The 19,844-nt window shown below is 71.5% G+C and carries 14 protein-coding genes; 6 read left to right on the top strand and 8 right to left on the bottom strand.

Features of this window, described 5'->3' with window-relative positions:
• Positions 1-29 precede the first annotated feature (29 nt).
• Positions 30-1,628: an FHA domain-containing protein gene (locus KGD87_RS02265; RefSeq protein WP_284665930.1), complete on the top strand. Its 1,599-nt coding sequence runs from the start codon at positions 30-32 to the stop codon at positions 1,626-1,628.
• Here KGD87_RS02265 and KGD87_RS02260 read toward each other — a convergent pair.
• Together KGD87_RS02260 and KGD87_RS02255 are read right to left on the bottom strand one after the other, a co-directional pair.
• On the bottom strand, positions 1,606-2,253 hold the full coding sequence (locus KGD87_RS02260) for a hypothetical protein (protein ID WP_284665929.1): 648 nt from the start codon (positions 2,251-2,253) through the stop codon (positions 1,606-1,608). The genes KGD87_RS02265 and KGD87_RS02260 overlap by 23 nt on opposite strands.
• An 89-nt stretch (positions 2,254-2,342) precedes the next feature.
• Positions 2,343-2,837, bottom strand: coding sequence for a CarD family transcriptional regulator (locus tag KGD87_RS02255; protein WP_163787447.1), 495 nt, complete (start codon positions 2,835-2,837; stop codon positions 2,343-2,345).
• A gap of 183 nt (positions 2,838-3,020) precedes the next feature.
• Between KGD87_RS02255 and KGD87_RS02250 the strand changes: the two genes are divergently transcribed.
• Positions 3,021-5,489, top strand: coding sequence for a DNA internalization-related competence protein ComEC/Rec2 (locus KGD87_RS02250; RefSeq protein ID WP_284665928.1), 2,469 nt, complete (start codon positions 3,021-3,023; stop codon positions 5,487-5,489).
• Complete coding sequence (locus KGD87_RS02245; RefSeq protein ID WP_284665927.1) at positions 5,486-5,740, top strand: hypothetical protein; 255 nt, start codon at positions 5,486-5,488, stop codon at positions 5,738-5,740. Before KGD87_RS02250 ends, KGD87_RS02245 begins: the two co-directional genes overlap by 4 nt.
• 12 nt (positions 5,741-5,752) lie before the next feature.
• On the opposite strand, the gene KGD87_RS02240 is transcribed toward KGD87_RS02245, so the two are convergent.
• Positions 5,753-6,958, bottom strand: a complete 1,206-nt coding sequence (locus tag KGD87_RS02240; protein ID WP_284665926.1) for a carbohydrate-binding family 9-like protein — start codon at positions 6,956-6,958, stop codon at positions 5,753-5,755.
• Between the two features lie 167 nt (positions 6,959-7,125).
• On the opposite strand from KGD87_RS02240, the gene KGD87_RS02235 reads away from it, so the two are divergent.
• The 3 genes from KGD87_RS02235 (at position 7,126) to KGD87_RS02225 (ending at position 9,652) form a co-directional block, all read left to right on the top strand.
• The gene (locus tag KGD87_RS02235; RefSeq protein WP_284665925.1) at positions 7,126-7,749 is read left to right on the top strand and encodes a hypothetical protein; all 624 of its coding nucleotides are present in this window, start codon (positions 7,126-7,128) and stop codon (positions 7,747-7,749) included.
• Between the two features lie 137 nt (positions 7,750-7,886).
• Complete coding sequence (locus KGD87_RS02230) at positions 7,887-8,657, top strand: YqjF family protein (protein WP_284665924.1); 771 nt, start codon at positions 7,887-7,889, stop codon at positions 8,655-8,657.
• Positions 8,658-8,791: 134 nt separating this feature from the next.
• Positions 8,792-9,652 (top strand): FHA domain-containing protein, encoded by an 861-nt coding sequence (locus tag KGD87_RS02225; RefSeq protein ID WP_284665923.1) that lies wholly within the window; start codon positions 8,792-8,794, stop codon positions 9,650-9,652.
• An 8-nt stretch (positions 9,653-9,660) separates the two neighbouring features.
• Here KGD87_RS02225 and KGD87_RS02220 read toward each other — a convergent pair whose 3' ends face one another.
• The 5 genes from KGD87_RS02220 to KGD87_RS02200 form a co-directional block, all read right to left on the bottom strand.
• Complete coding sequence (locus KGD87_RS02220; RefSeq protein WP_163787153.1) at positions 9,661-10,095, bottom strand: PH domain-containing protein; 435 nt, start codon at positions 10,093-10,095, stop codon at positions 9,661-9,663.
• A 62-nt stretch (positions 10,096-10,157) separates the two neighbouring features.
• The gene (locus KGD87_RS02215; RefSeq protein WP_284665922.1) at positions 10,158-11,462 is read right to left on the bottom strand and encodes a tetratricopeptide repeat protein; all 1,305 of its coding nucleotides are present in this window, start codon (positions 11,460-11,462) and stop codon (positions 10,158-10,160) included.
• Positions 11,463-11,554: 92 nt separating this feature from the next.
• Positions 11,555-12,865 (bottom strand): adenylosuccinate synthase, encoded by a 1,311-nt coding sequence (locus KGD87_RS02210; protein ID WP_163787149.1) that lies wholly within the window; start codon positions 12,863-12,865, stop codon positions 11,555-11,557.
• A 12-nt stretch (positions 12,866-12,877) separates the two neighbouring features.
• Positions 12,878-16,543 carry a UvrD-helicase domain-containing protein gene (locus tag KGD87_RS02205; protein ID WP_284665921.1) on the bottom strand — a complete coding sequence of 1,222 codons (3,666 nt, stop codon included), beginning with the start codon at positions 16,541-16,543 and terminating at the stop codon, positions 12,878-12,880.
• On the bottom strand, positions 16,540-19,779 hold the full coding sequence (locus KGD87_RS02200) for a PD-(D/E)XK nuclease family protein (protein WP_284665920.1): 3,240 nt from the start codon (positions 19,777-19,779) through the stop codon (positions 16,540-16,542). Before KGD87_RS02200 ends, KGD87_RS02205 begins: the two co-directional genes overlap by 4 nt.
• Positions 19,780-19,844: the final 65 nt, after the last annotated feature.

Here is a 19,844-nt window from a genome sequence, read left to right as displayed (position 1 = left end):
GCCGCCCCCAATCTGGGAGAATGGGCACCATGGCTCCACCGAACCCCAAGCGGCCTCCTCGACCGCCCCGCCCGCCCGGTACGCAGGCGTCCCAGGATTCAGACGTGGAGCTGCCCTTCGACGACGACGAAGTGGACCCGCTCCAGGCGGACGACCCGCGCCCCCAGCGGGTTCCCCAGTTTCCCGCCGGCTCCCGCCGCAGCCGGCGCCAGGGCCCGGGAGAGCGCGCCAACAGCGACCGCGAGCTCGCCTCCCGCTTCGACACCTCGAATGAGTACTCGGACCCTGGGTACGCGCCTGCCTTCCTGTACGTCGAGCGAGGCCCCGGCGCCGGGCAACTGGTGCCCATCAAACAGGGGGCGCTGGTCATCGGGCGGTCCTCCTCGTCCGACCTCCGCCTGCAGCACCCGTCCATCAGCCGCCGGCATGCGCACCTGACCCGCCGCGGCGACCGCTTCTTCCTGAAGGACCTCAGCAGCCAGAACGGCACCTTCCTCAACCGCCATCGCCTCGCCTCGGAGGTCGAGCTGATGCCGGGGGACGAGGTTTCCCTCGGAAATGCCCTGCTGCGCCTGCGCGGCCCCGGTGGAACACCCGCCCACGGCGTGCCCGCCGTCTCCCACGACGACAAGCCGTCCTCGCGCAGGGCCTTGAGCACGGTGGGGGTGGCCCTGGGCGCCGCGGCGCTGGGCTCAGGGGTGGCCGCGCTCATCGCGCTGCTTTCCATGGGGATGGCCGACGGAACGGAGCACACCTCCCCCGCTCCGCCACCGGCGGCCCTCGCTTCGCCGACGGTGGTCGTGTCCGGTGCGCCCCCGCGGGCCGCCGCGGAAGCGCCCGCCGAGAACACGGGCGACACGGCAGTTGGAGCCGTGTCGGCCACGTCGGGAACTCCGCCTCCCGAAGAGGAGAACGCGCCCCTGACGCCCAAGGCCACGGGCATCAGCGCCCTGAATGTGGCGCGGGGCACCACGAAGCAGGTGCGCCCCGTGGCCGTGGCCCCCTCGTACGAGCGCGCGACGGGGAGCAGTGCTTCGGCGGCGAACGCCCAGCGGCGGACGCAAGAGGCTGACGCGGCTTCCGCCAGCGCGCTCGCGATGGGGGGCGCGGACTCCGCGGCGAACGCCCAGCGCCGGGCGCGCGGCGTGGAGCCAGCACCCTCGAACAAGCGCACGGCCGGGGCGCTCGATTCGGCGGCGGCGCCATCCGACGCCAGGTCCTCGAAGGAGATCGAGGTCCTGCGCCGCTACGAAGCGGGGGACGTGGCGGCGGCCCGGGACCTGGCCCAGGCGGAGAAGCTCACCGCGCTGCACGGACAGCTCCTCCGCTTCGAGACAGCCGAGTCGCAGGCGAAGAAGGCCCTGGCGAAGCGGGACTTTCCGGAGGCCATCGCGCAGCTGACGGTTGCCCTCTCCGTGGACGATGCCCTGGCACACGGCTGGAGCAAACACGGCCCGCCCCTGCGCAAGCAGGTGTCGCGGCTCCATGTCCAGGTCGGCGCGGAGCATGCCGCCGCGGGCCGGGTGAACGAGGCGCGCGCCGCCTTCGAGCAGGCCCTGAAGTACGACACCGGCAACCGCGAGGCCCGCGAGCAGCTCGGCCGGCTCACCGGCGCTTCAGCCCCTTGACCAACAGCATCGCGTTGAGCACCACGAAGGTGACCAGCGCTAGGCATACGAGCAGCAATCCCCTGTCCGCGCCGGGACGCTCACCTTCGATGAGCAGCCACAACCGGCCGTCCCGTGGTTGGAGTTCGCCCATGCGCTCCATCAGAGCCAGGGCCTCGCGGTAGCGAGAGGCATCCTCTTGCGCCAGCAGCCGCCCTCGCACCGCGAAGGGGCGCTGGTCGGGCTGCGGTGGGGGACGGCCTTCCGTCCACTGCTCCCCCGGGAGCGCCGGCCGGCGCACGACGAAGGGCGAGTCGCGCAGCCCCACCAGGACATACAGCGCTCCATCCGCGCGCTCATAGGCGCCCCGGACCGTGGGCACCCCGTGCACCTGGGCATAACGGTTGGAGGCGAGCGCCTCGAAGCGGTAGGCCCCTTCCGCGCCCAACGTCAGCGGCACGCTCGGGGACAGGAAATACGACAGGTCCTTCCACTGCATGCCGAGCAGCGCCAGGCCCACGGAGATGGCCATGACCGCGGCCACGGGACGCACGCCCACGCGGCGGCGTGACAACCGGGCCTCGAGCTCCGCGATGCGGCGCGCTCGCGCCTCTTCCATGGGGGACCCCGGCAGCGGCTCACTCATGGGCGGACATCATGTGGCATGAAAGACGAAGCCCCGAGCTCCCTGATGGGGAACCCGGGGCGACGAGTCTTGGACGGCAGTCCCGCGGCTCAGGCCAGATTGAAGATCTTCTTCAGGTCCGACTCGATTTCATCCTCGGTGCAGTCCTTGGCCAGCGACAGCTCCTTGATGAGCAGGGAGCGCGCCGTATCCAGCATCTTGCGCTCGCCGAAGGAGAGGTCCTTGTCGCCCTTCAGGAGGTAGAGGTCGCGGAGCACTTCGGCGATTTCGAACACCGAGCCCGTCTTGATCTTCTCCATGTACTCCCGGTAACGACGGTTCCACGTCGTGGAGTCAACGGAGATGTCCTTCTCCCTGAGGATGGAGTAGACCTGCTTGACGTCCTCCTCGCTGATGATCTCCCGGAGGCCGACCGACCCGACCTTGTTGATCGGAATCATGATCCGCATTCCGTTCTCCAGGATGCGCAGCACGTAGAAGGACTGGCGCTGCCCGGCCACCTCGGTGTGTTCGATACCCATCACTTCACCGACGCCCTGGCCCGGGTAGACCGCCTTGTCACCAGTCTTGAAGCTGGTCTGCACTCACTGCCTCCTTGAAAGACTCGTTCCCGGCCTTTCAGCCGGGCACTACTACCACAAACCACATCCACGGGCAACGATAACGCCTTGACCACCCAGGACGCGCCCGACTACGTTGTCGGTTTCCACACGCGGTGTCGGCAGATGTGTGCACCAGTGTGACGGGCGGCGGGTGGGGGTTGGAAGGTGGAACGTCATGCTTGGCGCGACCTGGGCGCGCGTCCTCTCTTCTTTCCCGCCCTGAGCCTGTCACTCGGAGCCCTCTGCGCCCCGGTAACAAGCACGGCCGCGGAACCATTTCTCGTTTGCGGGCTTTTACTGGGAGCACTCGGGCTGGCGCTTGCCAGGCTGCCTGGTGCGCATCTCGCCGTGTTGGCGTCGCTCTGGGCGGCGGGCGTGGGGCTGGCGCGCTGGGAGTCCCAGGTGGAGGTGCCGGCGGAGCTGACCCAAGGCAACGCCGTCGTCCTCGAGGGAGAAGCGGAGCGGGTGGACCGCTTCGACGGGACGACGCGTGTCCGATTGGCCGTCGCGCGGGCTGGCGTCGCTCCTGGACCGTTGGTGCCCGTCCGGTTCCGGATGAACCTGTCCCTGCGCGGCGAGCCACCGCCGCTGCTGCCCGGTCAACGTGTCCGGGCGGAGACGAAGCTGCTGCCCGACGCGCCGCCCTCCAACCCGGGCGAGAAGGACTTTGGAGCAGCGCGACGGCGACAGGGCGTGGCCTTCACCGGCGGCATGGACGCGCGGCGCCTGGTGGTGCTCTCCCCTGCCCCGGCGTGGCGGGTGTCCTTGGAGGACACGCGCACGCGGCTGGCGACGGCGGTCCATGCCGTGGCGCCGTCAACGGACGCGGCGGCGCTCTTCCTCACCCTGGCGGCGGGACAACGCGCGGCGCTGGATGATTCGTGGGAGGAGGCCTTCTCCCGCGCCGGACTGGCTCACGTGTTGAGCGTCAGCGGGCTGCACGTGGCGGCGCTGGCGCTGATGACGCTCGCGGTGCTGCGGCGGCTGGTGGTGCGCACCGGGGAGCGGTGGCGCATGCTGGATGCGCGGCAGGTGGCGGCCCCCGCGGCGGTGCCCTTCGTCTGGGCCTATGTCGTGTTCACCGACAACCAGCCTCCCGCGGTGCGCTCCGCGGTGATGGCCACGGTGGTGCTGCTGGGACTGGCGCTGTGGCGGCGCGCGGACGGACTCAACGGCCTGGCCGCGGCGGCGGTGGTGCTGGTGGCCTGGGCGCCCTCCAGCGTGGCGGACCTGTCGCTGCGCCTGTCGTTCCTCGCCGTGCTGGGACTGGTGCTGCTGTCCCCGCCGCTGCGGCAGGCGCTGCCCCTGGCCGAGCCCGACCCGTCCGAGCCCCACCGCGTCCGGCGCTGGTGGGGGCAAGCCCAGGAGACGGTGGCGCAGACGCTGTGCGCGAGCGCCGCCGCGACGCTGTCGGGACTCCCCATTGTCGCGGCGACGTTCGGACGGGTGAGCCTCGCGGGGCTCATTTCGAACGTGGTCGCCCTGCCCTTGTGCGGGCTGCTCACGGGCCTGGCCGCGGGGGGCGCCGCGCTCTTCGTCGTGGCCCCCGTGCTGGCCACACCGGTGCTGTGGGCCGGCGCCTGGGCCTCAGAGCTGCTGCTGGTCATCACCCGGCTCTTCGCGGCGGCGCCGTTGGCCTCGGTCGAGGTGCCGTCACTGGGCGTCCTGTCGGCGCTCTACGCGGCGGGGCTGCTGACGTGGGCGCTCGGCACGGGGCGCTGGCGGCTGGGAGGCCTGTTGGCTCCCGCGGCCGTCGTCGCCGCCATCCTGGCACCGGCGCTCACGCCGCAGCCTGGGCTGCGCGTCACCTTTCTCTACGTGGGACAGGGCGACGCCGTGGTCGTCAGCTCCGGAGGTGAGCACATGCTCGTGGACGGCGGCGGCGTTCCAGGCGGCATGGACACCGCGGAGCGCTTCATCCTCCCGTACCTGAAGCAGGCGGGCATCTCCCGGCTGAACCTCGCCGTGCTGTCGCATCCGCATCCGGACCATGCGCTCGGGCTGGCATCCGCGCTGAAGCAGCTTCCCACCCAGCGGCTGTGGATGCCCGCGGGCGATGGAGACGGCCCCCTTTCACGGCAGGTGGTGGCCGCGGCGGGGCCGGCGCTCGTGGAGGAGGTCGAGGTGGGCCACCCTCCCCTGCGCCTGGGCGAGGCAACCATCGAAGTGCTCGGGCCACCGGAGCTGGACGCACGCGAGTTGCTGGAAGGCGCGAATGACCGAAGCGTGGTGTTGCTGGTGCGCCACGGCGACGTCACCGTGCTCCTCACGGGCGACGTGGAGGCGGATGGAGAGGAGGCCCTGGCGGAGCGGCTGGGCCCGGTGACGGTGATGAAGGCCCCTCACCACGGCTCGCGGACCTCGTCCACGCAGGCCCTGCTGGCACGCACACGCCCACGGCACGTCGTCTTCTGCGTGGGCCGGCGCAACCGGTACGGCTTTCCCCACGAAGACGTGGAGGCGAGATACCGGGCGCAGGGCAGCGAGTGCTGGCGAACCGACCACCATGGCGCCATCACCGTGGAGAGCGACGGCCAGGACGTCCGCCTGCTCACCTTCCTGTCCCACGAGCCCTCCCCCCAGGTCATGCCGGTTGCGCAGGCACAGGGCTCGTCACCAGATTGGGGACGATGATTCCAGAGGATATCGACCTCCAGCAGCTCACCGCCGACCTGAAGAACGCGCTCGGCCCGGGAGAACCCATCGGGTACCTCCGCGGCAAATCGGTGATGCGCGACCTGCTCGTGGACATGCGGGGCATCTCGGAGCTGGAGGCGGAGGAGCTCATCGACACGATGGAGCTTCGCGGCTTCCTCCGCTTCCTGGGGGACCCCACCGAGCGCTCCGTCGCGGACGCGCACTGGGACATCAGCCCCCACCCGTGAGCGCGGGCGCCCCTATTCGAACACGAGCCAACCGAAGCGCGGCAGCGCATGGAAGTCGCCGACGAAGAGGGGCGAGAAGGACTGCCCCTCCACCGTGCGGCGGTCATGGTGCTCCAGCCGGTAGAGGTTGAAGCGCCAGCGGTCACCCGGCCGGGGCGGGAGGTGCGGGACCTTGGCCAGCCGGTCAAAGGGAATCTTCATCTCCACCGACCAGCCCTCGTCGCGGTCCGAGGCCTCATCCAACGTGCCCCGCACCTTCACGGCGGACGTCATCCCTGAATCCCAGGAGCGGTCCATGCCCTGCCGGCGGGCGGGAAAGTACGCGTCGAAGATGACGTTGTGCGGGGACACCTGGAGCTCGTTGTACGTGCGTCCGTCCGCGTTGGCGTCGAGGAAGATCTCCACCACCTCCTCCTCGTAGATGGGGTCATCGCGCTTACGCAGCGTGCCCCACACGTCCGGGTCATCCAGGTCGAAGGCCACGTAGAGGAACGTGCCGTCATGGACGAGCCGCGCCTCGGTGCGCAGGCGCGCGGCGCTCCCGTCGAAGCTCCGGCGCAGCACCACCGGCCTGGCCTGCTGCCACGCCGCGTCGTCGAGCACACCGTCGAGGGTGGGCGGCTGGCTCACGCGCGGAACGGAATATTCGGGCAGTTCCTGCGCGGCCCCTCCCAGCTGCGGCCCCAGCATGCGCTGCGAGCCATCATGCGCCTTGGTGTCATCCACGGGCAGCCGGGAGTCTCCCCGCCAGAAGCCGAGCATCACGCGCGCGGGCGTGCCCGGCATGGGCACCGAGTGGACATCCTCGATGACCTTGCCCACCGGCCATGACGCCAGCGGCGCGGCGCCACCCTGCACCTCGTGGTCCGCGTTCGTGAGCATGCCGCCGCTGGCCGGGTCCACGACATGGACGAAGAAGGCGAAGCCCTGCGGCGGCGTGCGGACCGCCTGGAAGTAATGGGCCAACCTCACCTGCGTGCCGGGCGCGGCCTTCTCCGGTGACACCTTGGAGCCCAGGTACACCACCGCCCCACCGGCGAACGTCGCGCCGCTGCGGAACGTGAGGTCCGCGGGCGCCGCGTCCAGGGCGCGCAGCTGCGTGGGCGCGGGAAGGCGGGGTGTCTGCTGACGCGGTCCGGCCTGCTCATCACGACAGGCGACGGTGGCAAGACAGGTGACAGCCAGCAGCGGAGCGAGGGCGGAGGACGGGAGACGCATCGGGGCCGCGCATCCTAGCGGGCTTCGCGTCCAATGGGTTCACCCCGAGGTGAGCGAGCAGGCAACCCTCGTGACGCTCTCGCCTTGGAGTCCCGGCAATTGTCATGCCGGGGGGTGGCTCCCATCTTCTCGCCTCAACCGGTGGTTCACGCCCAAGGGAGGCGCGAATGAAGACTCTACTCAAGGTGGGTGCGGTGGTGGGTGTGCTGGGAGCAGGGAGCGCCATGGCACAGGAGCGGCTGGAGTCCACCGCGGACATGCGCGGACTGACGTTCCTCGTGGGCGGCGGCGTGGAGGGCTACACGAACGCGCTGGGGTCCGACATCAACCCCGGCCTGGGCTACGGCGTGACGGTGGCCATCAAGCCCACGAAGGTGCTGGGCCTCGAGCTGGGCTACTCGGGCGCCCTCAACGAGTTCGACCAGCGCGTGGTGACGGGCGCCCGGGGCGGCCCGGACCTGGTGCGAAACGGCGCGCACGTGGTGGCCACGCTGGGCCTGGGTGCCGCGCCCGTGCAGCCCTACGTGTTGGGCGGCGTGGGCCTCAGCCGGTACAACGTGCGGGCGCCCACGCTCGCCTTCGCGGATGACACGGTGGGCAACATCCCCGTGGGCGGCGGCCTGCGCATCCACAGGGGCAACTTCACCGCCGATGCCCGGCTCCAGTACAGCTTCCTCCTGGACCAGCAGTTCGCGGCGAACGTCCCGCCCGGCGACGTCACGATTGGCGACCGGAACTTCAGCAGCGGCGGCAGCTACGCGGGCACCGTGAACATCGGCGCGACCTGGTAGTGACGCGGCCGCCGGTGCCTGGGCGTGGCGCGCGCCCCCGTCGCAGAATGCCGGCTTCTGCGAGGGGTGAGCGCGAGGCACGCCCGCCCTCCCAGGCTGAGTGGCGTTGGGAGAAGGCCCCGCATTAGGACGGAGGCATGCGCCCTTTCCTCACGGCGGAGTGGCGGTATCTCGTCATGCTCAACTACGAGGTGGACCCGGAGGTGCTCCGGCCCCTCGTCCCCCGCGACACGGAGCTGGACACCTGGCAGGGGCGGACGTTCGCCAGCATGGTGGGCTTCCGGTTCCTGGACACGCGCGTGCGGGGCCTGCCCGTGCCGTTCCACCGGAACTTCGACGAGGTGAACCTGCGCTTCTACGTGCGCCGCCTCGGCCCCGAGGGCTGGCGACGAGGTGTGGTGTTCGTGAAGGAAATCGTCCCGCGACAGGCCATCGCCACCGTGGCGCGAGTGCTCTACAACGAGCCGTATGTCGCGCTGCCCATGCGCCACGTCGTGGAGATGGAAGGCGCGCACACCGGCGCCCCCGGCCGCGCCGAATATGCGTGGAAGGCGGGGGGACGGTGGCAGCACCTGGCGGCGACGACGCGCGGGCCGCCGCGGGCCAGCGAACCGGACTCCGAGGCGGAGTTCATCACCGAGCACTACTGGGGCTACACCGCGCAACGGGACGGCGGCTGCGCCGAGTACCGCGTGGAGCATCCCCGCTGGTCCGTGTGGCAGGTGGCCACCTCCGCGCTCGATATCGACGTGGCAGGCCTGTACGGCGCGAGGTTCGTCCCCTTCCTGCGCGGCGAGCCCAGCTCCGCCTTCGTCGCGGACGGCTCGGCCGTGGCCGTGTATCCCGGCACGCGAACGGGCTCCCACGCCGGCCAGTCGTCACCCCCCGAGACGCCCCGCGCCGCCTGAGCAGGCGCCGCGGCGCCTCCCGCGGGTGTCTCGCGCTTCGGACGGCCCCCATCGCCACCGGGACGCACGCGGACGGCAAGTCCGCGGAACCCTGGCGTCCTGAGACGGCCGGCCCGTTGCTCCGGGGCTGTCTCATGCGCTTCGAATTCGAACACCTGGGCTCCACCACCCCCTTCGAGCTCTCCGATGGCATCCACCTCCTGGGCGGCGGCCCGGATGACCACATCCGACTGGAGGGGCTGCCCCCTGGCCTTCTCAGCCTGCGCATCGAGGCGCAGCGGCTCATGGTGGAGGCCGCGCGCACCTTCTCCGTCAATGGCGTGCTCGTCCCTCCGGGTGTCCCGAGGCTGGTGATTCCCGGAGAGGCGCTGGGCCTGCCCGACGACATGGGCCTGCGCGTGCTTCAAGAGGCCGTCAGTGAGCGTGGGCTGGGCACCGTGGCGCTCCTCAAGGGACTGCTGACAGGAACGGACGAACCGGCCCCGTCGCGCGCGGCCACCCTCACCTGCCTCACGGGTCTGGATGTCGGGCGCGTCCATGCGCTCGCGGAGCCCCAGACGGACATTGGCCGGGGCAGCGACGTGGCGATGCGGCTGAGAGACCGGGCCGTGTCCAGGGCACATGCGCGCGTCGTCCATGAGGCGGGAGGATTCTCCCTGGAGGACCTGGGCAGCCCCAACGGCGTCTTCCTCAACGGCCAGCGCATCGAAGCCCGGGTTCCGCTGGCGGATGGTGACGTCATCGAGATGGGCCGCTCACTGCTCCGCTTCCAGGGCGCCGTGGAAGAGCCCCCGCCCCCCGCCCCCCCTGCTGGCGAGCAGGAGACACCCGCCGACGCGGTCAGCCCTGCGTCCGCCGAAGCCACGGCGGAACCCACGCCAGAGGCGCCTCCCCACGTGCCCAGGCCTCGCGGCGAATGGTGGCTGATTGGCCTGGGCGCGATGGCTGCCTGCGCGGGCGTGGCCGTCACGTACCTGCTCGCGACGGGGAGCTGACGGGAGGCTCAGCCCGGAACGGGCCCCAGCCCCGCGCGTTCCACCAGGAGCCGGGCGAGCTGCTGATGGTGCCGGAAGAAGCTGGTGAAGTGGACGAGCCCCGCCTTGCCCCGGATGGCGTAGACCGTCACGGGCCCCGGCAGGACATCGAGCTTGCGGATGTCCGCGAAGGTGAAGCGCCGCGTCCGCACCATGCCCTGGTACGTCAGGCCCCGGGCGTCCACGACGATGTGCGTGCGCCCGTAGTACATGAGCGACACGGCGAAGAAGAGGACGAAAAAGCCCGCTGAGAGGAAGGTCTTGAGCGGGACCTCATCGAAGAATCGGAGGAGGTACACCAGTACGGCGACCCAGAGGAGACCCGCGGCGGCCATGGCCGCTGCGAGGACCCGTCGGGGTCTGAAGACCTGCCGTCCGTTCGGTTCCGCGTCGCGCCCGCTCATTCATGGAAGCTAATGCTTGGGGCTGACACGGTCCACCTCCCCTCGGGCGTCCTGCCTGCCGGTCAACGCAGGCGCGCCGCCTTCTGTCGGGATTCCTCCTGGAGCTGGGGGCGGATGTCCGCGGCGGAGGAGGCGGCATAGCGCTCGTAGAGGTCGCGTGCCTCCAGCGTGCGTCCCATGGCACGGAAAGATTCGGCCAGTCCGTAAAGCGGTGACGCCGAGCCGGGCTCCAGCTCCAAGGCGTACTGATAGTCCGCCGCGGCTTCCGCGTAGCGGCGCAGGCCGATGTTGGCGCTGCCTCGCGCGACGAAGGCCACGGCCAGCATGGGCTCATGTTGGATGGCCTGGGTGAGGCTGGTCAGCGCGCCACTGAAGTCCTTGGCTCCGATGCGCTGCACGCCCTGCTCATACGCCCGGCGCGCCAGCGCGCGCGTCGTGTCGGCCACGGGGCCGGAGCCCGGCGCCTGTCCCGCGGCCTGGGGAGAAGCGCCCGCCTGCGCCAGCTTCGCCCGCGCGCGGTCGATGTTCTCCTTCGCGCTCTGCTGGATGGCCGCGTCCTTCGTGAGCGCGGTGGCACGCTCCCACTGCGCGACCGCCTGTCCGTAGTAGCCCAGCACCGCCAGCGCGTTGCCCAGCTTGAACAGGGCCTCCACGTGGCTCGCATCCGCGTGGGACGCATCCAGGAAGGCGAAGGCCGCCTCGCGGTAGCGGCGCTCCTTCATCAAGGCGTCGCCGTCGCGGATGCGCGACGCCGCCAGCGCCGGGTTGGACGTCGCGGCCTCCGCGGCAGGCGCCACCGAGGGCGGCGCGGTGGCCACCGGGAGCGGCTCGGCGCCCATGGCCTTCAGGTGCTCGGTCGCCTTGCGGACCCAGACCTGCTCCCCCTTGCGCTGCTCACGGGCGATGTACGCCTGGTACGCGGGAATCGCCTTGTCCTTCTGGCCGAGCTGCCGGTAGCTCTCCCCCAGCCCATAGAAGCCGTCCGCGTCGCCGGGCTCGAGCTCGGTGTAGCGCTCGTAGGCCCGCGCCGCGGTGGCCGCGTCACCCGTCTTGCGCGCGGCATAGCCCAGGTTGAACCAGGCCATCTTGAAGCCGGGGTCCGCCTGCGTGGCGTCACGAAAGTGCGTGAGCGCCTCCCGCACCTGCCCCTTGCGGAAGAGCACGCTGCCCAGGCCATTGAGGGCGGAGGGATAGCCGGGCGTGTCGGCCAGGGCCTCGCGGTAGGCGGCGGCCGCGTCATCCCAGCGGCCACGCGCCAGCGCCGACTCCCCGCGCAGGAAGGCGTCCCGGGCCGCGGCGGAGGGCTCCGCGGCTCCCAGCAGCATTGCCGCGGACAGCGCGATGACGAACCTGCGCAAGACGACCATGACGGCTCCCGGGGTGTCGACCCGGAAGCCGTAGCAGAAAAACCAGGGCCGCGTCAGCACGCCCGCGAGCGACGCCAGCCCTTCGCCTCCGCTCAGCTCCGGAACGGGTTCTGGAGCAGCACCGTCTCACCGCGGTCGGCGCCCACGGAGACGCACACCACGGGGACGCCGCTGACCTCTTCCACCCGGCGCACGTAGCGCTTGGCGTTCTCCGGCAGCTCGTCGAAGGTCCGCACACCGGCGATCTGCTCGTCCCAGCCTTGGAGCGTCTCGTAGATGGGCTTGACGCGCTCCAGGTCCTCGTAGTCCCCGGGCAGCTCCGTCACCTTCTGGCCGTCCAGCTCGTACGCGGTGCAGATCTGCAGCGTCTTGAGGCCGCTGAGCACGTCCAGCTTGGTGAGGGCCATGCCCCACAGGCCGTTGACGCGCGAGGCGTAGCGCAGCACCACGCCATCCAGCCAGCCGCAGCGACGGGGCCGGCCGGTGGTGGCGCCGAACTCGTCGCCCACCTTGCGCAGCTGGTCACCGGTGGCGTCGCTCAGCTCCGTGGGGAACGGACCGCCGCCCACGCGCGTGGTGTATGCCTTGCTGATGCCCATCACCTTGTCGATGGCCGTGGGGCCCAGGCCCGAGCCCACCGCCGCGTTGCCGGCCACGCAGTTGGAGGACGTCACGAAGGGATAGGTGCCGTGGTCCACGTCCAGCAGCGTGCCCTGCGCGCCCTCGAAGAGGATGCGGGCGCCGCGGCGCACCTGACCGGACAGGTAGAGCGAGGCGTCGTGGACGAAGGGCTTGAGCCGCTCACCCAGGGCGGTGAACTCCGCCAGCACCTGCGGCACCTCGAGCTGCGGCACCGGGTCGCCCGCCCGCGCGCACAGGTCCTTCAGTTCGTCCAGCGCCGCCGGCAGCCGGGCCTCGATGCGCGTGCGCAGCCGGTCCGCGTTGAGCAGGTCCCGCATGCGGATGCCGCGACGGGCCACCTTGTCCTCGTACGCGGGGCCAATGCCCCGGCCCGTGGTGCCAATGGCGCTACCGCCGCGCGCCTTCTCGCGGAAGCTGTCCAGCAGCTTGTGCCACGGGAAGATGACGTGGGCATTGTCGGAGATGAGGAGCTGCGCGTCGTCCTTGAGGAAGCCGCGCACCTTCAGCGCGTCAATCTCCCCGACGAGGACGGCAGGGTCCACCACCACTCCGTTGCCAATCACACACGTCTTACCAGGGTGGAGGATGCCCGAGGGAATCAGGTGGAGAACGGTCTTCTGTCCGCCCACCACCAGCGTGTGGCCCGCGTTGTTGCCGCCCTGGAAACGGACGACGACCTGGGCGTGCTCGGTGAGCAGGTCAACGACCTTGCCCTTCCCCTCATCTCCCCACTGCGCTCCGATGACGACGACGTTCGGCATGGTGCTCGCCGCTTAGCACGCGGGGGGGGCCGGGTGACAGTGTTCCGCGAAGCCACAATGCAGGGCCTGGCAGGCTGCCTTCTCCCTCCCATCCCATTCACCCCTGGCCTCACCGCGTGCCACTGCCCGTGCTGCCCCCGCGAGCCGCCCGGCGGCCTCCTCCAGGCCCCGCGTCCCGGACAACCACTCGGGCTCCGGCTGGGGCTCGCGCAGGAAGACGACTCCCACCCGCACCGGCACCCCTTCTCGCACCATCCGCCGGGCCACCAGCCCCAGGGCCGCCAGCTCGTAGGTGTACGCGGCCGCTCCCAGCGGATGACGCCCACCGTGTTTGAAGGCCACCACCACGGCCTCCCCTGGGGGTGATTCCCACAGCAGGTCCACCGCGCCCTCGACACCCACCTCACCCTCCAGGGCAAGCATGAAGGGCAAGCCCCGGTGAATTGTCTGTGACGGCGCCCGCGCCAGTTCACGTGCGAACGCCGACGTCAGGAAGCGCTCCACGGTGTCCAGCACCGCGTCCATGCCCTCTTCGTCCGGCAGCGCGCCCGCGTCACGCAGCACCGTCTCCAGGTGGGCCCGCCGCTCCGAAGCGTCCACCTCCGGCGCCGCCAGTCGGAGGTCGACGGCGCGGAGCAGCCGCTGCATCAGGTCCTCGGGCCGCTCGGCGGGAAGCCAACCGTCGGGCTCCACCAGCGGCGGCGCGCCACGGGGCAGCACCTCCCAGGGCCACGGCGCACCACGGAGCCCCAGCCGGTGCACGTAGTGGAAGCGGCGCGGACAGGCGATGAAGTCCTGCAGCGCCTCCGCGGAGGCCACCGCGGCGCCCAGGGACTCGGCTTGCGCGACACGCTGCCCCCGCACCCGCAGCAGCGCGGCTTCGACGCGCGCCTCGGCGAGCAACAGGGCCTCTGGGCCGGGCGGCTCCGGGTCCGCGGGCGGAGGGAGCGTGTCGACGTCCAGCTCATCGACCAGGCCCCGCAGCTCCGCGTCCACTTCCAGGCGCCCGTCGATGAGGTGCCACCAGGAGTCCTTGCCACCGCGCGGCTCCGAGCCGCCCGCCAGCACCAACCTGTCCTTGGCCCGCGTGAGCGCAACATAGAGCAGGCGGCGGTACTCGGCGTCCTCGCGCGCCTTCAGCTCCGCGCGCACCGCGTCGAAGCGGCTGGAGGTGTAGTCATCATCCAGCGAATCCGGCACCCACGGCCGCAGGGAGATGCCATGCGTGCGCTCGAAGTGGGCGCGGCCCGAGGTGCTGCGCCTCCGGCCGCCCATCGAAGGCACCACCACCACCGGCCACTCCAGTCCCTTGGCGCTGTGGATGGTGAGGAGCTGCACCGCGCGCGGGTCGCTCGCGTCCAGCAGGTCCGCCTGGGCCTCCGTCGGGTTGTTCTCCGCCAGCATCCGCAGCTCGCGCGCGAAGGCCACGCAGCCGCCCGTGCCGCGCTCGTCCCGCCGCGACGCCAGCGCCAGCAGCTTCTCCACGTTGGCGCTGGCCTGCTCCGCGTAGGGCGAGCCCGCCAGCGTCTCGCGGTAGCCCGTCACGTCCAGCGCGGACACCAGCAGCTCCCGCACGCCCATCCGGTCGCGCTCCCGCCGCAGGCCTGGGAGCGCGGTGAGGAAACGCTCCAGGCGCTGCCGCTCACGCTCGGACAACGATGCCAACACCTCCGGGTCCGTCAGCCGGGGCGACGCCAAGGACAGGGGCGCGTCTCCCGCCAGGCGGAACAGTGACGCGTCCTTCAACCCCACCAGGGGAGAGCGCAGCACCGCGGCGAAGGCCAGCGCATCCTCGGCGTCCGCCAGCAGCGCGAGCAGCGAGGCCAGGTCCAGCACCTCCTGCGCGCCGTAGAAGCCGCGGCCGCGCAGCACGCGGTGCGGGACACCGTGGCGGATGAGCGCCTGCCGGTACACCTCCAGGTGCGTGAAGGTCCGGAAGAGCATGGCCACGTCACCGCCCCGCGCGTGACGCAGCCCTTCGCCATCCTCGCGCGCCACGGAGGCAGGTGCCCCCGGCGCCAGCAGGCACCGGAGCCTGCGGGCAATCGCATCCGCGTCCAGCCATCGCAGGTCCGCCGCCGTGTCCGCTTCCTCCAATTGCAGCCGCTCCACCACGGGCGCGTCCGTCAGCGACGGCCTCACCGCGGCGAGGTCGTCCTGCTCCGGTACATAGATGACCTCGAAGGGCCGAGGCGCCTGGGAATCAGCGGCGACGAGCACCCCCGCGAAGGTGCGGTTGAAGAACGACAGCAGCCCTGGCACGGAGCGGCGGTTGTGCTGGAGGAAGCCGCGCGTGCCGCCCTCGTCCACCAGCTTCTTCGCCAGCACGGAGAAGACGGACACGTCCGCGCCGCGGAACTCGTAGATGGACTGCTTGCGGTCACCCACCGCGCAGAGGAAGGCGGGCTCCAGCGGCAGCGCCGTCACCAGGTCCACGTCCGGCGCCAGCTCGCGCGGCCCGTCCTCGCGCTTCTCCGCCAGCAGCAGCACCAGCTCCAACTGGAGGCGGTTGGTGTCCTGGAACTCGTCCACCAGCAGCGCGCCGATGCGCTCCTGCACCTGGCGGCGGAACTCGGGATGCGCGCGGAGCAGGTCGCGCGACTTCACCAGCAGGGACGTGAAGTCCAACACGTTGCGGCGGGACAGCTCCGTGTCGTGCCGCGTCTCCACCCGCGTCAGCAGCTCGCGGAATGTCACCTCGAAGGGCGCGGTGCGCCATGCGGCCCAGGCATCATCCAACCGGGGCACGGAGCCATCGCTCTTGCCGAAGACGCGCCAGTAGAGCGCTCGCACGGGCCCCGCGGCGCCCTTGCTGAGCCGCGCGAAGTTGCGACCGTCCGCCTTGAAGCACGCGCGCAACCACGGGAAACGCTCGCCCTGCCCGAAGTTCTCGGGCGTCATGCCGTTGAGCGCGCGCTCCAGGCCACCCAGCAGCCGGCTCCACTCGCCCTTCGCGTCCAGGCCCCGCGCCTCGGCGCACAGCTCCAGGCACCGGGTGACCGACGACTCCAGCTCCGCGCGCGCTTCGGCGGCGTCACTCACGGCGGCCTGCTCCGCGCGCAACCCCTCTTCGCGCAGCTTGCCGTAGACGGCCATCAACGCGGCCACCAGCCCGTCGGAGAAGCCCGAGCCGGAGAAGCCCAGCTCCTGGCACAGCTCCCGGACCTGCGCGTCACCGGCCTCCAGCGCGTCCAGCACCACACGCTCGCAGACGTCCTGCACCAGCCCCGTCGCCTCGAGCGAGTCCAGCACCTCGAAGTTCGGGTCGATTCCCACCGCGGGCGGCGCGCGGCGCAGCAACTGGCCGCACAGCGAGTGGAAGGTGCCCACCGTGGCCGCGCCCAGCTCCTCGCGCAGCTGCCGCCAGGCATCCGGCAGCGGGAACGGCTTGTCCAGCCGCGCCAGCGACGCCCGCAACTCCACTTCCTGGTCCAGGCGCGTGTCGCCCTGCGCCAGCCCGTCCAGACGCTGGCGGACGCGCGAGCGCATCTCCGCGGCGGCCTTGTCCGTGAACGTGAGCATGCACAGCCGCGACGGACGCACCGCACCGCCGGCTTCGCGCGCGCCGGCCAGCAGGTGCAACGTCATGGTGACCAGGCTGTACGTCTTGCCCGCGCCAGCGCCCGCCATCAGGGCGAGGTTGCGCTCCAGCGCGAAGAGGGACGGCTCGGCGCTCATCCCCCATCCTCCGTCACGCGCCGGTCCGTAATCCGGCACACCGCGCGATAGCCACACGCCCCGCAGTCCTGGGGCCGCGCGGCGAACTGGCCTTGCCGCAGCGTGCCTACCAGCGCCTCCACCGCGTTGGGCAGGTTGAGGCCTGCCTTCTCCGCCACCTTCGCGCGGACCTCGGGGTCCTTCGACAGCAGTTCGTCCAGCTCCGCGTCGGAGATGACCTCGGACAGGCGGATGGCCATGCCCGTGCGCAGGGAGAACCACGCGGCCTGCCGCGCGTCCGCGTGGCCGCTCTCCCGCGCCGCGTAGAGGTACAGCGGGAGCTGGAAGTCCGACGTCAGCAGCCGCTCCTTCAACGAGCGCTTCTCCAGCTTGCCCGACTTGTAGTCGATGACGCCCACCTCGCCGCCCGACGTGTCGAGCCGGTCGATGGTGCCCTCGAAGTACACGGGCTCCTCGCCCGCGTGCAGCACGACGTTGCTCCACTTGTCGTCACGGGCGGCGGGGCCGAAGCGGAACTCGAAGTTCTCCGGCGTCATCGCGTCGAAGGGCAGGCCGCGCCGCTCATCCACGAGGATGCGGCGGGCCATCGCCCGGGCCCGCTCGTGCGCCAGCTTCCACAGCTCCGGATGCCCCACGTGGTGCATGCGCTCGAAGTCCTTGATGGCGGCCTTGAGCGCGGCGTCCAGCACCTCGTCTGGAACCTCCTCCGGCGCCTTGCCCAACAACCCCTTCTCCTTCAGCGCCGCGAAGACCTCCTCCACCACCTTGTGCCAGAAAGTGCCGCGGCCCCGGGCGTCGAACTCCTCGCCCGGCACATCCGGCTCGGCCACCTTCAGGCCGTACGAGAGGAAGCCCTGGAAGCCGCAGTTGCCGAAGCGCGCCAGCGCCGACGCGGAGAGCGGCCGGGTGATGTCGAACCGGAACGTCTCGCGCAGGGACTCGCGCTGCGTGTCGACGTCCACCGAGCCGGAGTACGGGCCGGGCTGCACCTTCGGATCGCCGAAGAAGAACAGGCGCTCCAGCTCCACCTCCGACAGCTCGCGCGCGCCCGCGTACCAGGCTTCGGGCGCGAAGCGACGCCGGAGCACCGAGGCCGCCGCGTCGGGTTCGGTGACGCGCAGCTTCGGCTGGGACAGGGCTTCCAGCGCCACGCAGCGGCGCAACTCGGACTCGGTGAGCACTTCGTCCAGCGGCGGAATGGGCGACAACGAGCGCGGCGCCCACTTCAGGGCCGTGAGCCGGCGCACCTCTTCCAGGAACGCCGACGGCACCTGCTCCTGCCCCCCCGAGGACTCCACCGCGAAGGACAGGCTGACGGTCGCCTCGGAGGCCGCCAGGGCGCTGGCGAACAGTAGGCGGTCCTCGGTGAGGCGCCACGCCGCACGGTCGTCGAATTCGCCGCCCGTGAGCCGGAAGACATCGCGGCCCAGGTGCTTGTTGAGCGCGGCGCGCTCCGCGTCCGCCAGCAACGGTGACGGTGCGTCACGCCCGGGGAAGCGGCCTTCCGTCAGCCCCGCGAGAAAGAGGTGCTGGAAGGAGCGGCCCGGCAGCTCGGCCACGTCGAGCACCTCGACGGCGGCGCCACGAGGCCCGCGCGGAGGAAGGTGCGCATCCGCCATCGCGTCACGCAGCCAACGGCCAAAGGTCCGGCGGCGCATCTTCGGTCCTCCGCCCACCGCCTTCATCATCCGCGTCAGGCCCTGCACCCGCAGGCGGAGCGCTTCGCGCGCGGCGTCGTCCCGGGCCCGAGCATCCGCCGCGCGCGCGCCCAGCCCGCCCTCCTCGCGTGGCGCCAACGCACCCTCCGAAGCCACGAGGCCCAGCCGCTCCACCACCTGCCACCACGCCGCGAGCAGCTCCACGGCGGTGCCTTCTTCGGGGATGCGGCGACAGGCCTCCACCAACATCAGACAGCGCTCACGCAGCAGCTTCACGGCGTCGGCGCGGCGGCTGTCCTGCGCCTTGCGCGTCCCGCTGAGCGCGAGCAGCCTCCGGGCCAACCCATCCAGCCGCACGTCGTAGGCGCCCCGGCCTCGCACCGCGCCCAGCCGGTCATCACGCACGGCGGCCTGGGCGAAGAGCGTCGCGGGCGCGTCCGGCCCACCGCGCGACAGCTTGGGCGCGTAGCGGCTGCTCATCAGGTCCGCCATGCGCTCGACTGGGAAGCCATCCTCCACCAACAGCGGCAGGTCCAGCGCCAGCCGCACGGGCCCGGCGAGTCCCAGCGGCTCGCCCCAGGGGAGACGCACCGGCACGCCCAGCTCCCCCAGCGACTCCGCGAGCCACCCGGCCTCGGGCCCCAGCTCGCGATACGCCACCGCGATGTCGCCGGGCGCCACGCCTTCGGCCAGCAGGCGCCGCACGTCCCGCGCCAACAGCCGCGCCTCGTCACGGGCCGTGGCCGCGTTCCACACGCGCAGGGCCGGCACCGCGTCCTTCAACACGTCGCGCGGCGCCGCGGGCGAGAAGAGGTGGCGTCCCAGGTCGATGAAAGGCCGGCCTTCAAACGTCACGTCCGCCTTGAAGAGGTCCACGTGCGTCATGGAGTCGCCGCGGTTCTCGAAGGCGCGGAACAGCGCCGTCAGCGCCGCGTCCGCCGCGGGCGAGCCACCCACCGGCGTCTCCACGCGCAACGTCACCCTGCGGGACTCGCACGCCGCCGCCAACGCCAGGAGCAGCTCCAGCCCCGAGGGCCGCACGTCGTACACCCCGTGCAGCACGAGCGTGCGCAGCCCCTCCCACCCCACGGGCCACGCGCCTCGGCCCAGCGCCTCGCGCGCACCGCGCAGCACGTCCTCGCGGTCGGCGAGGCAGAGCTCCGCCATCCGCTGTTCGTACAGGTGATACAGGCGCGCAATCACGCGGACCCGGGTCCTGCGCTCCTGCGGCAGGACTTCCACCGCGTCCTGAAGCTCCCGAGCGGACAGGCGCCCGGCCTTCAGGTCCAGCACCACGTCCAACGCGGCGCGCGCGAAGGCGGGCTCTCGCACATAGTCGCCGAAGGGCGTGGGCCCCAGCTCCAACCCCAGGGAGGCCACCACCGCTCGCGCCGCCACCGCCGGGCACGGACGCCGGTTGAGCTCGCGCGCGCCGCCCATCGCCTGCAGCAGTTCCTCCCAGGTCAGCAGGTGCGCGCCCACGCTCAGCCCACTGGCGTCGCCCATGGCCCGCAACGCGGCCTGCCGCCGGCCGGCGTCGGGGAACACGTGGAGGGTGCGGCCAGAGCGGAAGGACATGCGGGGTGGATTCTAGAACGACCGGGCGGGTGACTTTCATGCTCCATTCATGGCCCGCCGCACAG

Origin of the sequence: Myxococcus sp. SDU36 (assembly GCF_030168875.1) — a bacterium.
Lineage (GTDB): Bacteria > Myxococcota > Myxococcia > Myxococcales > Myxococcaceae > Myxococcus > Myxococcus vastator.
This window is presented reverse-complemented; position numbering and strand designations above follow the sequence as displayed.